The organism is Marinospirillum celere (genome assembly GCF_900112235.1).
In the GTDB taxonomy this organism is placed as follows: Bacteria; Pseudomonadota; Gammaproteobacteria; order Pseudomonadales; family Halomonadaceae; genus Marinospirillum; species Marinospirillum celere.
The window spans coordinates 96,337-111,239 of the sequence record NZ_FOLH01000003.1 but is presented as its reverse complement, the minus strand read 5'-3'; the positions used below and the strand labels follow the sequence as shown (position 1 = coordinate 111,239).

Genomic DNA, 14,903 nt, shown 5'->3' with positions numbered 1-14,903 from the left:
TCCTCGTGATTACCATCCCAAAGGGGTTTTGCTGAGCTGGTCAGCATACTCGCGAACCAGCTTGGGCACCAGATAACCGGGCAGATTAGCCAACAATTCGGCATAAATCTCTTTGGCTTCCTGATCCTGAATAGCAAAATGTGCTGCTCCTTGAACAGGGTCCAGAGTATGCAAGTAGTAGGGCAGAACCCCAGCTGCAAAGAGCTGTTCAGAAAGTTGGGTCAAGACTGCTGCATTCGCATTGATACCTTTCAAAAGCACGGTTTGATTGAGTAGGATGCTATTGGTTGTCCTAAGTTCATGCAATGCCTGGATCAGTGATTGATCCAACTCCTGGGGATGGTTGATATGAAGAACCAGGATGGTTTGTAAGCGGGTCGCTTTTAGCCAGCTCAATAGCTTTGCATCCACGCGGGATGGCAGTACGACTGGAAGACGCGAGTGAATTCGCAATCTTTTTAATTGGGGAAGCTGCTCCAGTTGACTGACAATCTCGCTGAGCCGGGTATCGGGAGTCGCCAGGGGGTCGCCTCCGGAAAAAATCACCTCATTGATCTCTGGGTGCTCCTGCAAGTAAGCGATAACCTTTTGCAAGGCAGCTTTGCTCAAAGTGTTCTCAGCATAGGGAAAGTGACGGCGAAAACAGTAACGGCAGTTGACCGCACAGCCACCGGATAGGGTTAAGAGAACCCGAGAGCGGTATTTGTGGATCAAACCTGGCAGCGGATTGAAGCGCTTTTCTTGTAAGGGGTCAGTCACAAACCCCGGCTGTTTTTGCTGTTCTTCCAGGGCAGGCAAAACCTGCAAAAGCAGCGGATCCTTGGGATTGCCCTTCTCCATGCGCTCCAAAAAAGGCAGAGGAACCAGGCTGGAGAAGAGCTGATGCCCCTGTTCTAAGCCTTCCCGGCCACCGGGAAGGTCTTCCGGGTTTAAGTTCAGTCGCTGACAAATTTCAAGGGGATTACGCAGGGCCTGACCTAGCTCCTGGCTCCACTGGGGAGTGCCTTCGCTTTTTTCGATCAGGGTTAAGTGGTTACTGGCCTGGGTTTTGGGTATCATTGGCGACCGGATTTTTCGTGTTTTGGAATCATTTCAGAGAAGATTATTATGGCAAACGTTGCAACCAACGAATTCAAGGGCGGCCTCAAAGTCATGCTGGATGGCGACCCCTGTTCCATGATGGATGTAGAGCATATCAAACCTGGCAAAGGTCAGGCATTTACTCGTGTAAAATTCCGCAACCTGATGACAGGACGTGTCGGTGAAAAAACCTTCAAGTCTGGCGATAATGTTGAAGTTGCCGATGTCATGGAAATTGATATGGAGTTCTTGTACTCCGATGGCGAATTTTGGCACTTTATGAAAACTGATGGCTCTTTTGAGCAAATCGGTGCTGATGAAAAAGCCATGGGTGACACCACCAAATGGTTGAAAGAGCAGGAAGTTTACACGGTCACTCTCTACAATGGTGCTCCGATTAACGTTTCAGCGCCTAACTTTATCGAACTGGAAGTCAGTGAAACCGACCCAGGCCTGAAAGGCGATACCGCTCAAGGGGGCTCCAAGCCAGCAACCCTGTCAACCGGTGCTGTGGTGCGTGTGCCCCTGTTTATCAATGAAGGCGAAAAGCTGAAAATTGATACGCGTACGGGCGAATACGTTAGCCGCGCTTAATTCCGCTTCCTGATGACTTGGCAACCGGGCACTTCCCTGGCACAGCTTCAAGAGCGTGCCCGCTTGCTGTCGCTAACAAGGGACTTCTTCGCTCAACGCCAAGTCCTTGAGGTAAATACGCCCCTGCTCAATTCAGGCGGCTCGACTGACCCCTTTCTGGACTCCTTCACTACCTGTCTGGAAGGTCTGGCTGAGCCTCAGCGCCTGTACCTGCAAACTTCCCCAGAATTTTTTATGAAACGCCTGCTGGCAGCCGGTAGCGGCCCTATTTACCAATTGGGACCCTGTTTTCGTAATGGCGAACACAGCTGGCGCCATAACCCGGAATTTTGGATGCTCGAATGGTATCGACCGGGCTGGAGCCTGGAGGAACTGCAAGAAGAAACCTGCGCTTTGGTTAACCAGCTGTTGGGAACTGCGGAATATCAGCAGCTCAGCTATAAACAGGCATTTCAGGAGGTGGTTGGCTTGCACCCTTTCGCAGCCAGCTTGCAGGAACTACGTAAAGCCAGCCACGCTTGCTCTGGCATTCGTGCTGAAGACCTGGATAGGGACGCTTGCTTGGATTTGCTGATTAGTCACCAAATTGAGCCAGCGCTCAAACAGCAAGGGCGAGTCTTTTTAACTGACTTTCCGGCCAGTCAGGCTGCTCTGGCGGCCATCCAGAAAGATGATGAAGGCTTTCCGGTTGCTCAGCGTTTCGAGCTTTACGTTCAGGGCATAGAGCTGGCCAATGCCTACCAGGAACTGACCTCGGCTGAAGAGCAGGCTGAGCGCTTTGTTCAAGATAACCAACAGCGCGCAAGGCTGGGACGTCCTCAAGTAACTCCCGATGCCAACCTACTCCTGGCCTTGCAAGCTGGACTTCCGGATACCAGTGGCATTGCACTGGGGTTTGATCGCCTGGTCATGCTGGCATCGGGTGCTGAAAGCCTGGATCAGGTTCAGGCGTTTTCAATAAGCCGCTGCTAAAAGGTTTCGTGATGAGCTAGCAAGGTAAGCTTTTTCAGGACGCGTAAATACATCCCTGTAAGCTCTGGCTGCAACATCCTGTTGCAGACAGCCTGAAAAAGCTCACTCTTGCTCCCTCTATAGCCAGCCATTTATGCCCAAGCTCTAGTCTAGGCTTCCCCTTCCTGTTGGTAGGTTTGGCGTTGTTCTTCTTCCAGTTTGCGACTCACGGTTTCCGGGGAGCCGGTGTTCCTGGCGAGTAGATTGTAGGTCAGAGGGACAACTGCCAGGGTCATGATGGTTGCCAGACCCACGCCGGAGAAAACCACCAGGCCGATAGCCTGGCGACTTTCGGCACCGGCACCTGAGGCCAGCAATAGAGGCAGGGTGCCTATTAAGGTGGTAGTGGCAGTCATCAGGATGGGTCGCAAACGGCGACGTGCTGCCTCTATGACGGCGGCATTGAATTCCAGCCCCTGATCCCTGAGCTGATTGGCAAATTCCACGATCAGAATCCCATTTTTCGCTGAAAGGCCGATCAGCATGATCATCGCCAACTGGGTGTAGATATTGATGGTTTCACCTGTCCACCAAAGGCCCAGCATGGCTCCTGCCAGTCCCAGGGGAACAGTTAGCAAGACCACAAAGGGATGCACAAAGCTTTCAAACTGGGCGGCCAAAACCAAATAGACAATCACCAGAGCCATAATGAAAATGACTTCTATGGCCGCTGAACTGGTACGGTATTGTCGCGATTCACCCTTGTAGTCAATCACTGCGTATTCGGGTAGGAGTTCCGTTGCCAGCTGATCCAGGTAATCCAGGGCTTCGCCTAATGAATAGCCATCAGCCAGGGAGGCTGAGAGGGTGATGGCCCGGTTACGGTTGTAGTGGGGTAGGCGGGCTGCTTCGCCGATTTCTTCAAAGGTCACCAGATTGTCCAGGCGGATGAGTTGGTCGCTGTTATTGGACCGCAGTTGTAATTTACCCAGGTCTTCAATTTCACGCAGAGCCGTAGGTTGCCCAACTAGCCAAACATCATATTCGCGCCCGCGTTCTTCAAAACGGGTAATTGAGCGTCCACCCAACATTACTTCCAGGGTTTCACCCAGCCTTTGGGCTGAAACACCCAATTGTGCCGCTCTTTCTCGATCAATACGGGCGCGCAGTTGGGGTTGGGTTTGGGTGAAGTCGGTATCCAAATCCACTAGGCCAGCGTTTTCTTGGGCCGCTTCTCTGATGATTTTCGTCCACTCCAGAATTTCTTCATAGCTACTGCCGCCAATAACAAATTCTACTGGTGTGCCGCCACTGCTTCCCAAGGGGGAGCGGACTCTGGGGAAGATGGTTACATCCGGAATGTCAGCGACCTGTCGACGAATTTCCTGGAGCATGTCAAAAGCGGAATCAGGCCTTTCTTTCCAAGGTTTAAGGCTTAGAATCAAAAAACCTGAATTATCACCCTGAGTGGAAAAGCCAGGTGAGCGCAGAGTGATATTGTTGAGGTTAGGGCCATCCAACAAGGGCATGAGCCGTTCTTCAACCTCTTGCATGGATTCACGCATTCGCTCTGCGCTGGCGCCTTCCTGGCCGCGCACGAAGACAAACACTGAGCCTATATCTTCTTGTGGAGCAAAGGCTCTGGGCAGGCTATTGAACCCCCAGCCAGTGGCACCCAGGGCACCAATCAGTAGTACCAGAGCCAGCCAGCGGTGACGCAAACCAAAGGCTAGAAATCGCTGGTAACCCTTTTCCAACTGATTCAGGCCTCGGTGAATAAAGCGTTTACGCTCTCCCCGGCTATGGGCTTTGAGCAGTTTCGAGCAGAGAACCGGTGACAGGGTTAGGGCGATGAGGCTGGAAAAAGCCACAGCGGTGGCGAGAGTGAGGGCATATTCCCGGAAAAACTGACCTACCGTACCTTCCAAAAAAATAATGGGCACAAAGGTGGCAATCAACACTGTGGTGGTGGCGATAACCGCAAAGCCTACCTCGCGGATACCGACCCAGGCGGCCAGCAGGGGCGGTTTACCTTCATCCAGATGACGGTGAATATTTTCCAGGACCACGATGGCATCATCAACCACCAGGCCGATAGCCAAGACCAAAGCTAGGAGGGTCATCAGATTGATGGAAAAGCCAAAAATATAAATACCAATAAAGGCTGCAATCAAGGCGACGGGAACGGTAACAGCAGGAATTAAAGTTGCTCTGGGGCTGCCGAGGAAAATAAAAATAACCAATACCACTAGTGCCATGGCCAGGCCAAGGGTTAGATAAACTTCATCAATCGCACTTTGAATAAATATAGAAGTATCGTAGGTGGTGCCCAGATCAGCTCCTTCGGGAAGAAAAGGCCGAAAGGCTTCAATTTCTTGGCGTACAGCGGCAACCACCTCCAAGGGGTTGGCGGTGGAAATGGGTTCTATGGCAAGGCCAACCACATTGCGGGCATTGGAGCGAAAAAGTTGGTTGGTGTCGCGCGGGCCGGTATAGATATTGGCAACATCACCCAGCCGCAAGATATTATTTCGTTCAGCATGCAGGATTAAGCGTTCAAATTCTTCAGGGGTATTGTAATCCCGGCTAACCTGAATCTGGAGTGTACGTTGGGGGCCTTCCAGGTTACCCCCTCGCAACTCCATGTTTTCTTCTCTCAAGTTGTTGATTATGTCTGTTGCTGTCAGACCTCGCGCATTAAGAGCATCTGGGTCCAATTCAACCCTCATGACATAGTCCTGAGCACCTAAAAGCCTGACATTGCTAACACCACTGACCAAAGTTAGGCGGTCTTTAAGAGTTCGCTCGGCATAATCACTGAGCTCAAGGGTATCCATGTCAGTACTGCCGAGAACAATATAAAGAATGGCGTCGGCTACAGCATTGCGCTTTTGCACGCGAGGCGTGTCGGCATCATCCGGTAGGGTTCGGGTGACTCGGGATACAGCCTCACGCACGTCATTAGCTGCATTGTCCAGATCACGCCTTTCATTGAAGGTAATGACGATGCGTGATACGCCCCGCGCTGAGTTGGATTCAATAAATTCGATGCCTTCAATGCCAGCCAACTGGTCTTCAATATTGTTGGTCACCTGAAGTTCAACCACTTCGGGTGAGGCACCGTCAAAGTTGGTCATCACTGTAACCTGGGGGTTGGTCACATCGGGGTATTGGCGCAGAGGTAGGTTTTGCCAGGCAATCAGCCCGAAGACCAGCAGGAGTAAGCTGATAACAAAGGCAAAAACGGGCCTGCGGATTGCCGTTTCAGAAAGCTTCATGAAGCATCATCCTGCTGATCAACGATCCTGACAGCAGTGCCTTCTCGAACCTTCACGACACCCTGGTCTATGATTTGATCCCCTGCTTTCAGGCCTGAAAGGATTTCAATTTGAGTGGCGCGGGTCAGCCCTACTTCAACCGGGCGTCGAACCACTTGTTTATCGGCATTGACCATGAATACAAACTTATTGCTGCCCTCGTAGCTGAGGCTGCGCGCAGGCACCATCAGTGTCATGCGCGGGGCGGTTTCCAGGGTCAGGGTTGCCAGCATGCCCGGGCGCAGTTTTTGATCAGGGTTATTGATACGGCCCCGGATTTGTAAATTCCGGGTTGAAGAGTCGATACGGGTGCCTAAAAAGGTGAGTTCGCCACGAAATTCCTGGTCCGGCCAGGCAGCAACCTTGGCAAGGAGTTGTTGGCCTGGTGCGACCCTGGACAGGTGCCTTTCAGAAAGCGAAAAATCAACCCGCATTTGGCTGAGATCATCAAGGGTGGTTAGGGTTTGTCCAGCATCCAGCAGCATACCCGGTGTTAAGTCATGTTCCCCAAGAAAGCCGCTGTAGGGCGCTTTGATGGCGTAGTGTTCGATTTCTGCGTGCAGGGCTTGTAGCTGGGCTCTTGCTGTATCAACGCTGGCTTGCTGGGCATCCAGCTGATCCTGTGAAATGGATTGGGTGGCGACCAGACGCTGATAGCGATCCAGTTGGCGTTGGGCTTCACGTAAATTGACTTCAGCTTGCATTAAGCGTGCTTGGGGCTCCCGGTCATCCAGTTGGACGAGAAGGTCACCGGCCTCTACAAACTGGCCGTCTTCCAAATTCAGTTGAGTGATGCGCCCGCTGACTTGAGTCCGGATTTCTGATGAGTAGCGAGCTTGCAGGCTCCCTGTTGCATAAAGGCGCTCACTGATCGTCATGGCTTCCACTTCGGCCAGGGTGACGGCAACGCCCCTGCCCCAGGCCGTTTGGAAAACGAGGAGGCCAAGAACACAGATCAGACCGGGAAGTATCAGATGTTTTCTCATAAAATCAACTGTCTGGAAAAAGTCATGTGAGTAGTTTAAGTCAGCGCCGCGCTCAAAAGGTTCACCCTTATTAAGGTGTAGGCTAGCTCCATCTTGTATCAGGAGTGTGTCAACCATGCAATCCTGTGATAAGTCCAGTGCGAAAAAATGAATTCAGCTAGCCTAGCCAGAGGAAGCATGCTAAGATAGCCGTCCAACTTCAACACATCGACTGAAAGATGTGTTCCCTGCATCAGGCAGACGTTGCCCTTTCTTGATTGTGTATCGGGCCCGCGCCCGCCTCTGCGTTTATCTGTAACTTAGGTACAATTGATGTCTAATGACGCAAGCCTGCCCGCTTTTGACGAGCTGGGCCTTCCTGACTTTTTGCTTTCTTCCATTGAATACTCAACTCCTTCCCCTATCCAGGCGCAGACAATTCCTCTGTTGCTGGAAGGCCATGACCTCTTGGGTCAGGCTCAAACGGGAACGGGTAAGACAGCTGCTTTCGCACTGCCTATATTGGCACGCCTGGATGTCCAGGTTCGTTTGCCTCAGGTATTGGTGCTCGCTCCCACACGTGAGCTGGCTCAGCAAGTAGCTGAAGCGGTTGAAAAATACGGCGCTCATATGAAGGGCGTTAAAGTCGCCAGCCTTTATGGCGGCGCTGAATATCGTGAACAAATCCGTTCGCTGCGCTCCGGTGCCCAAATTGTTGTGGGTACACCTGGCCGCGTTATGGACCACATGCGTCGCGGTAGTCTTGATCTATCCGAACTGAAAACCCTAGTCCTGGACGAAGCAGATGAAATGCTGCGCATGGGCTTTATTGACGATGTTGAATGGATTCTTGAGCAGACTCCAGCGGAGCGTCAGGTGGTGCTTTTTTCAGCAACCATGCCTGAAGCCATCCGTCGCATTGCCCAGCGTCACCTGAAAAACCCCAAAGAAATCCGTATTGCTGCCAAGGCACGCACCGCGGACACCGTTAGTCAGCGTGTTTGGATGGCGAATGGCCTACCCAAACAAGAAGCGCTGACACGCATTCTGGAAGCAGAAGAATCCGATGGCATCATCATCTTTACTCGTACCAAAGCGGGTTGTGGTGATTTGGCTGAGTTCCTGAACGGTCGCGGCTTCAAAGCTTCTGCACTGCACGGTGACATGGCTCAGGCCCAGCGTGAGCAAGCAGTAGAAAAACTCAAGCGTGGCCAACTGGATATTCTGGTCGCTACTGATGTTGCTGCTCGTGGTCTGGATGTTGAACGTATCAGCCACGTTATCAACTTTGATCCACCCCATGACAGCGAATCCTATGTACACCGTATTGGTCGTACTGGTCGTGCTGGTCGTAGTGGTGAGGCGATCCTGTTTGTGACGCCGCGTGAAAAACGCTTGCTGTTCAATCTGGAGCGCAGTACAGGTCAGAAAATTCAGCCCATGGAATTGCCCAAGGCCGAAGTGATCAATGCCAAGCGCACGGACAAGTTCAAGGAGCAGGTGGTACATGCCATGCAGGCCCGCAGTCTGGAAGATTTCCAGAAGCTGGTTGCAGAAATTCAGGCCGAAACGGAAGCCGAGCCTCTGCAGATAGCAGCGGCCTTGGCCAAGATGGTTCAGGGCAACACGCCTTTGTTTGTTGAGGACGTTAAACCCCGTCCGATTCGTGAGCGTGCGCCACGTCGTGATGAAGGCCCGCGTGCTGCCCGTAAGGGTGCCGGTCGTTCACGCGATCCTGAAGCCGGTATGAAACGCTACCGCATGCCTATTGGCCGCGCACATGGCGTTAAACCTGCCAACATCGTCGGTGCGATTGCCAACGAAGCCAACATTTCCAGCCGCAACATTGGCCGTATTGATATCCAACAGGATTTCAGTACTGTGGATCTACCTGAAGGCATGCCTAAAGCTGTTTTTCAGGCGCTTTCCCGGGTCCGCGTTTGTGGTGTGCCTCTGAACCTGACCAGCCGTGAAGGTTTTAGTGGCAAGCCTGGTAATGATGATGGTGGACGTCCGATCCGTCGCCGTTCAGCTTAATTGCTAAAGGCTGAGTTCTACTCAGCTTGAAAAAGCCCGGTTCTTGTTTCCAAGAGCCGGGCTTTTTTTTGGGGGGGGGCTGTTTAGGATTCTTTGATCGCCGCTATGGCTTCGGCGCATTCGTGAATGAGCGAGGGGCCTCGGTAGATAAAGCCTGAATAGAGTTGAATCAAATCAGCGCCTGCTTTAATTCGCTCTACAGCGTCTTCAGCTGAAAAAATACCGCCTACTCCGATGATTGGCAGTTCACCTTCCAGAGCTTCAGTCAGCTTGCGGGTGATGATGCAGGCTTTTTCAGTCAGGGGTCGACCCGAAAGTCCACCTTCTTCATTGCCATATTTCAAGCCTTCAACGGCTGTTTTGTCCAGGGTGGTGTTGGTTGCTATGACTCCATCCAGTTTCAGTTCGCGCAGGGTGCTGGCCAGGCTCAGTAGTTCTTCATCATTCATATCAGGTGCTACCTTAACGACCAGAGGCACATAACGCTGGTGCTGGTCTGCAAGTCGCTGTTGTGCTTCCTTGAGCGGTTTAAGCAGGTCTTTCAGAGCTTCACCATATTGCAGACTGCGCAAGCCCGGCGTATTGGGTGAAGAAATATTAACCGTGACGTAATCTGCTTCCTGATAAACCCCTTCCAGCCCCAACAGATAATCATCCACAGCCTGTTCAACCGAAGTGTTGAGGTTCTTGCCCAGGTTAATACCCAAGAGTCCGGGGAAGTGGCGTTTTCTGACCTGCTTCAACAGATGCTCCAGCCCCTTATTGTTAAAGCCCATGCGATTAATAATGGCTTCCTGTTCCGGGATACGGAAGAGACGGGGTTTGGGATTACCAGGCTGGGGGCGGGGGGTCACTGTGCCCACTTCAATAAAACCAAAGCCCAGGCTGCCCAGGCTGTTGATATGGTCGGCATTCTTGTCCAGACCTGCAGCCAGGCCGACGGCATTGGGAAATTCCAGGCCCATGATTTTAACCGGGGAATGAATGGGTGTACCGGTGAAAGGTCGCGTCAAACGCAGGCGATGTGCAGCATCCAGGCTTTCCAGCGCGAGTTGGTGGGCGGCTTCACCCGAGAAGCTAAAGAGAAGTTTACGTGCCAGTGAGTACATGAAGGATCCCTGTCGAAAAGTTTTGTGGCCATTATAGCAGTGCTGACGAGTAAAGCGGACTCAGTACCAAAGTACTGTTTTTTTCAGTGCCAAAGCACAAGGGTGAAAAGGGCGCTTAGGCACTAGGATGAAAGAGTCCTGAACTGTTCAGGTGTTTTCATCCCATTACAAAAACAAGAGGCAAGTATCATGATTTATGCACAACCGGGTCAACCAGGGGCTGTGACCCAATTCAAACCCCGTTATGAAAACTTTATTGGCGGCCAGTGGACACCTCCCGTCAAGGGGCAGTACTTTCAAAATGTTTCCCCAGTGACCGGTGAAAATTTCTGCGAAATTCCACGTTCCGATGAAGCGGATATTGAGCTGGCGCTGGATGCAGCGCACAAGGCTAAAGCAGCCTGGGGAAAAACCTCAGTGACGGAGCGTTCCAATTTATTGTTAAAAATAGCCGACCGTCTGGAACAGAATCTGGAAGCTATAGCCGTTGCCGAAAGCTGGGACAATGGCAAGGCTGTTCGTGAAACACTCAACGCTGACGTTCCTTTGGCGGTTGATCACTTCCGTTATTTTGCGGGTGTCATCCGTGCCCAGGAAGGCAGCATCGGTGAAATAGATCAGAACACCGTAGCCTATCATTACCACGAACCCTTGGGCGTGGTGGGCCAGATCATTCCCTGGAATTTCCCACTCTTGATGGCGGCCTGGAAACTGGCACCTGCTTTGGCAACCGGCAATTGTGTGATCCTTAAGCCTGCCGAACAAACGCCTTGGTCAATTCTGAAATTTATTGAAGTCATTGAAGACCTCTTGCCTGAAGGCGTTCTGAACGTGGTTAATGGCTATGGTGTGGAAGCAGGCCAAGCCCTGGCTACCAACAAGCGCATTGCCAAGATTGCCTTTACCGGTTCCACGCCTGTCGGTGCGCACATCATGAAATGTGCTGCTGAGAACATCATTCCTTCCACAGTCGAACTGGGCGGTAAATCACCCAATATCTTCTTTAACGATGTGCTGGATCATGAAGATAGTTATTTGAGCAAGTGTGTAGAAGGGGTGGTACTCGCCTTTTTCAATCAGGGTGAAGTCTGTACCTGCCCCTCACGCCTGCTGATTCAGGAAGAAATTTATGAGCCCTTTATTGCCAAAGTCATAGAGCGCAGCCAGCAAATCAAGCGTGGCAACCCTCTGGATACCGAAGTGATGGTGGGCGCCCAGGCCTCTCAGGAGCAGTTTGATAAAATCCTTAGCTACTTTGAAATTGGCCGCAAGGAAGGTGCAGAAGTGTTGATGGGTGGCGGCAAGGAGCAGTTGGATAATGAGTTCAGCAAGGGCTACTATATTCAACCGACCCTGTTTAAAGGCCATAACAAAATGCGTGTTTTCCAGGAGGAAATCTTTGGCCCCGTGGTTTCGGTCACTACCTTTAAGGATGAAGAGGAAGCTCTGGCCATTGCCAATGATTCCGAATTTGGCTTGGGAGCCGGTCTTTGGACGCGAGATATGAACCGTGCCTACCGCATGGGTCGGGGTATTGAAGCAGGCCGGGTTTGGACCAACTGCTATCATCACTATCCAGCCCACGCAGCCTTTGGTGGCTATAAGAAATCCGGGGTTGGACGTGAAAATCACAAAATGATGCTGGAACATTATCAGCAAACCAAAAACCTGCTGGTTAGTTATGACGTCAACCCCATGGGCTTTTTCTAAAATCCGTTCACCGCTGCTGGCTGCCAGCACTTCCAAAAGTGACCCCTGGCAGGCAGCAGCTGAACTGGCTGCTGAACTTAACCACCCGGATTTACGCTGGGTGGTTTTCTTTTGCTCGGCGGAATACCCTTTGCCACAACTGGCTGAAGCACTCAACCAGGCTTTTCCTGCGCAGGAACTGGTGGGTTGCACCACAGCCGGAGAACTGGGTTTGCAGGGTTATGCGCAGGGTTCGATAACGGCTCTGGGTTTCAGTCAGCAAGCCTTTTCACTGGCCATGACCTTGATTCAACCCTTGGAAAACTTTTCACTGGCAGAGGCACAAAAAGAGGTTAATCAGCTCTTGGCAACCAGCAAGTTGAACTTTGCCGGTCAGGGTCAGCATTTTGCTATGACCTTGTTTGATGGCTTGTCCAGCCAGGAAGAATTAGCCTTGGTTGCCCTCAATGCCGCCTTGGGCGGTATTCCACATTTTGGTGGTTCAGCTGGGGATGATATTCAACTCGCTAATACCCACGTCTTTGTGGAAGGGGCTTTTCATACCCAAGCTGCCGTGTTGATTTTATTTACCACCCACCTGCCTTTTGAAGTTTTTACCACCCACCATATGCTGCCCTTGGAGACTAAACTGGTCGTCACCGAAGCCGATGCGGTGCAGCGCCGGGTTTATGAATTAAATGCCCGGCCTGCGGCTGAAGTTTATGCTGAGCTGACCGGTGTGGCTGTTGCCAAACTTTCCCCTCTGACCTTTGCGCTGCATCCATTGGCCGTTAAATTGGGCCAGGATTTTTATGTTCGCTCCATTCAAAAAGTTCATGCTGACCTGAGTCTGACTTTTTACTGTGCGGTGGGTAAGGGCAGCGTACTGACGGCTATGCAACCCCAACCCCTGTTACCGGATTTACAGCGGCGCTTTGCCGGTATCCAGTCACGTATTGGTAAGCCCTTGATGACCCTGGGATGTGATTGTTTTTTAAGGCGTTTGGAAAGTGAACAAAGGGACGAAAAGGAGGCTGCCTCAGCCTTTCTGCGTGAACACCGGGTCATAGGCTTTAATACCTATGGCGAGCACCATGCTGGCCTGCACGTCAACCAAACCTTTACCGGAGTTGTGCTGGGGGAAGGCGATGCCAGCCAATGAATCGGATCAACTCCATCAGCTTCAGGAAGAGAATCTGCGCCTACAAAAAATCAATCAGGCATTGATTGAGCGGGTCGAAGCAGGCAGCAGTTTATCTGAAGCTCCCTATGCTGCTTTTGAACATGCAGCAGCCCTTGCGGAACAGGTTAGAGAAAGAACCAGCGAACTGACCCAGTTGAATGCTCAGCTCCACCTGGAAATCAGTGAACGCAAGGCGATGGAAAAGAGTTTATTGGAAGCCAAACAGGAAGCTGAAGCAGCCAACCTTTCCAAAAGCAAATTTCTGGCGGCTGTCAGCCATGATCTCTTACAGCCTCTGAATGCTGCCCGGCTTTTTACCTCAGCCCTGGAAGAGAAGCAGCTGTCTTCTGAAATTCAGCAACTGGTCACTTCAGCCAGTCGCTCCTTGAATGATGTTGAATCCCTGCTTAGAACCCTGGTGGATATTTCTAAGCTGGATGCGGGTGCTGTGCAGCCGGATAAGGCCCGGTTTTGCCTGGCTGATTTGCTGAATAATCTGGGTTCTGAATACCAACAGGTTGCAGCCAGTAAGGGGCTGACATTGAGCTGGGTGACAACCCAGGCCTGGGTAGAAACTGATCAGCATCTGCTGGCGCGCATTTTACGTAATTTTCTGGCTAACGGTTTGCGTTATACCCCAGCAGGCGGACGTCTGCTGCTGGGTTGCCGCCGCCAGGGTGCCAGCCTGTTGATTCAAGTCTGGGATACCGGTTTGGGCATTCCGGAAAATCGCCTGGATGATATTTTTGATGAATTTCAGCGTGTACAAGTAGAACCTGCTAATGGCAAGGACCAGGGTTTGGGACTGGGGCTGGCTATCGTCGATAAGATGGCGCGCATGCTCGGGCATCCAATCAAGGTCGCTTCCCGGCTGGGCAGGGGGTCGATGTTCAGTGTTCAGGTTCCTTTGGCAGAAGGTGTGGAAAGAGCGCAGCCTTCCAATGAAGCCTTTCAGATTAAGCAGCAGCGTTTGCAGGGAGCCAAGGTTTGGGTTTTGGACAATGATGCCGCCATCTGTGAAGGTATGCAAAAGCTACTAGAATCCTGGGGCTGCCAGGTGACCACAGCAACCCTTGCCGAACAACTGGAGGAAGAATTGGCCAGCCAGAAGGAAGGGCCTCAGTTATTGATTGTGGATTATCATCTGGATACTGAGGTTTCCGGTTTGGATGTGGCCGCTTTGCTGGCAGGTCGTTTACCAAGGGAGCTGGCGGTTCTGGTGATCACGGCTAATCACAGCCATCAGCTGAAGGCAGAGGTGAAGCGTCAGGGCTATCAGCTGCTTTACAAGCCAGTCAGGCCTTTGCGTTTGCGCCAGGCATTAAACCAGTTACTGGGTTGAGAAGTGTTTTTGTGCTGTTAAGGCCAGGTGAACCCGGTTTTTGATTCCCAGCTTACTCATAATGGCGGCAACATGGCCTTTCACTGTGGTTTCAGCAATATTCAGGTGCCAGGCAATCTGCTTGTTGGATTCACCCAGTGCCATACGCTCCAGAACTTCCAACTGCTTTTTGGTCAGCTGTTGCCAGGCCAGGGGTTGAGGCTCTTTACTGGTGATTTCCAGGTCAGTCTGGCGAATACTGTGTGAGGGCAAGTAAACCTGGCCGGTCAATAATTGCTGAAGCGCCCTGGCCATTTCCTCGCGGGGTGAAGCCTTGGAGATAAAGCCAATCGCGCCTGCATTCATGGCACCTAAAACAACCTGGCGGTCATCCTCAGCAGAGATGATGACAACTGGAAGGGTGGGGCGTTGGGCATGAATTTGTTTGATGCCTTCGAAACCCTGCATGCCGGGCATTTTTAAATCCAGCAAGAGTAAATCCAAATCTTCCCTTTGCTGGGTCACTTCCAAAGTCTTGGCAAGGTTTTCAGTTTGTAAAAGCTGGGAACCAGGAAAGGTGGAAGCCACGACATCCATCATGGCTTCACGAAACAGGGGGTGGTCATCAGCAATTAGAAAGGTGTTCACCCTTGGCTC

11 protein-coding genes are annotated in these 14,903 nt (G+C 51.7%); 6 read left to right on the top strand and 5 right to left on the bottom strand.

Features of this window, described 5'->3' with window-relative positions:
- Nucleotides 1-9: 9 nt before the first annotated feature.
- Nucleotides 10-1,059, bottom strand: coding sequence for an EF-P beta-lysylation protein EpmB (gene epmB / locus BM185_RS07575; protein ID WP_091961611.1), 1,050 nt, complete (start codon nucleotides 1,057-1,059; stop codon nucleotides 10-12).
- A 48-nt stretch (nucleotides 1,060-1,107) separates the two neighbouring features.
- Between epmB and efp the strand changes: the two genes are divergently transcribed.
- Nucleotides 1,108-1,674, top strand: a complete 567-nt coding sequence (efp, locus tag BM185_RS07570; RefSeq protein WP_091961607.1) for an elongation factor P — start codon at nucleotides 1,108-1,110, stop codon at nucleotides 1,672-1,674.
- A gap of 12 nt (nucleotides 1,675-1,686) precedes the next feature.
- On the top strand, nucleotides 1,687-2,646 hold the full coding sequence (gene epmA / locus BM185_RS07565; RefSeq protein WP_091961604.1) for an EF-P lysine aminoacylase EpmA: 960 nt from the start codon (nucleotides 1,687-1,689) through the stop codon (nucleotides 2,644-2,646).
- Between the two features lie 149 nt (nucleotides 2,647-2,795).
- Here epmA and BM185_RS07560 read toward each other — a convergent pair whose 3' ends face one another.
- Together BM185_RS07560 and BM185_RS07555 are read right to left on the bottom strand one after the other, a co-directional pair.
- Nucleotides 2,796-5,903: an efflux RND transporter permease subunit gene (locus BM185_RS07560; RefSeq protein ID WP_091961601.1), complete on the bottom strand. Its 3,108-nt coding sequence runs from the start codon at nucleotides 5,901-5,903 to the stop codon at nucleotides 2,796-2,798.
- Nucleotides 5,900-6,928 (bottom strand): efflux RND transporter periplasmic adaptor subunit, encoded by a 1,029-nt coding sequence (locus tag BM185_RS07555; protein WP_177203509.1) that lies wholly within the window; start codon nucleotides 6,926-6,928, stop codon nucleotides 5,900-5,902. The genes BM185_RS07560 and BM185_RS07555 overlap by 4 nt, the downstream gene beginning before the upstream one ends.
- Before the next feature lie 312 nt (nucleotides 6,929-7,240).
- On the opposite strand from BM185_RS07555, the gene BM185_RS07550 reads away from it, so the two are divergent.
- Nucleotides 7,241-8,944: a DEAD/DEAH box helicase gene (locus BM185_RS07550; protein WP_091961594.1), complete on the top strand. Its 1,704-nt coding sequence runs from the start codon at nucleotides 7,241-7,243 to the stop codon at nucleotides 8,942-8,944.
- An 83-nt stretch (nucleotides 8,945-9,027) separates the two neighbouring features.
- Here the strand turns inward: BM185_RS07550 and BM185_RS07545 are convergent, their stop codons facing one another.
- On the bottom strand, nucleotides 9,028-10,053 hold the full coding sequence (locus BM185_RS07545; protein ID WP_091961592.1) for a quinone-dependent dihydroorotate dehydrogenase: 1,026 nt from the start codon (nucleotides 10,051-10,053) through the stop codon (nucleotides 9,028-9,030).
- A 189-nt stretch (nucleotides 10,054-10,242) separates the two neighbouring features.
- Here BM185_RS07545 and exaC point away from each other — a divergent pair, with 189 nt between their 5' ends.
- Genes exaC through BM185_RS07530 form a run of 3 tightly spaced genes read left to right on the top strand, consistent with a single transcriptional unit; the run spans nucleotide 10,243 to nucleotide 14,267 of the window.
- Complete coding sequence (exaC, locus tag BM185_RS07540) at nucleotides 10,243-11,763, top strand: acetaldehyde dehydrogenase ExaC (protein WP_091961589.1); 1,521 nt, start codon at nucleotides 10,243-10,245, stop codon at nucleotides 11,761-11,763.
- A complete protein-coding gene (nosP, locus tag BM185_RS07535) occupies nucleotides 11,735-12,904 on the top strand; it encodes a nitric oxide-sensing protein NosP (RefSeq protein ID WP_091961585.1) in 1,170 nt (389 codons plus the stop codon). The genes exaC and nosP overlap by 29 nt, the downstream gene beginning before the upstream one ends.
- A complete protein-coding gene (locus BM185_RS07530; protein WP_177203508.1) occupies nucleotides 12,891-14,267 on the top strand; it encodes an ATP-binding response regulator in 1,377 nt (458 codons plus the stop codon). The genes nosP and BM185_RS07530 overlap by 14 nt, the downstream gene beginning before the upstream one ends.
- Here the strand turns inward: BM185_RS07530 and BM185_RS07525 are convergent.
- A complete protein-coding gene (locus tag BM185_RS07525; RefSeq protein ID WP_091961579.1) occupies nucleotides 14,256-14,894 on the bottom strand; it encodes a response regulator transcription factor in 639 nt (212 codons plus the stop codon). The two genes, BM185_RS07530 and BM185_RS07525, sit on opposite strands and share 12 nt — an antisense overlap.
- Nucleotides 14,895-14,903 lie beyond the last annotated feature (9 nt).

What these genes read in the sequence shown, in the direction of transcription:
- BM185_RS07550 (WP_091961594.1), top strand. Translation starts at nt 7,241, where the DNA reads ATGTCTAATGACGCAAGCCTGCCCGCTTTTGACGAGCTGGGCCTTCCT.
- BM185_RS07545 (WP_091961592.1), bottom strand. Translation starts at nt 10,053, where the DNA reads ATGTACTCACTGGCACGTAAACTTCTCTTTAGCTTCTCGGGTGAAGCC.
- BM185_RS07560 (WP_091961601.1), bottom strand. Translation starts at nt 5,903, where the DNA reads ATGAAGCTTTCTGAAACGGCAATCCGCAGGCCCGTTTTTGCCTTTGTT.
- epmA (WP_091961604.1), top strand. Translation starts at nt 1,687, where the DNA reads ATGACTTGGCAACCGGGCACTTCCCTGGCACAGCTTCAAGAGCGTGCC.
- nosP (WP_091961585.1), top strand. Translation starts at nt 11,735, where the DNA reads ATGACGTCAACCCCATGGGCTTTTTCTAAAATCCGTTCACCGCTGCTG.
- BM185_RS07530 (WP_177203508.1), top strand. Translation starts at nt 12,891, where the DNA reads ATGCCAGCCAATGAATCGGATCAACTCCATCAGCTTCAGGAAGAGAAT.
- efp (WP_091961607.1), top strand. Translation starts at nt 1,108, where the DNA reads ATGGCAAACGTTGCAACCAACGAATTCAAGGGCGGCCTCAAAGTCATG.
- BM185_RS07555 (WP_177203509.1), bottom strand. Translation starts at nt 6,928, where the DNA reads ATGAGAAAACATCTGATACTTCCCGGTCTGATCTGTGTTCTTGGCCTC.
- exaC (WP_091961589.1), top strand. Translation starts at nt 10,243, where the DNA reads ATGATTTATGCACAACCGGGTCAACCAGGGGCTGTGACCCAATTCAAA.
- epmB (WP_091961611.1), bottom strand. Translation starts at nt 1,059, where the DNA reads ATGATACCCAAAACCCAGGCCAGTAACCACTTAACCCTGATCGAAAAA.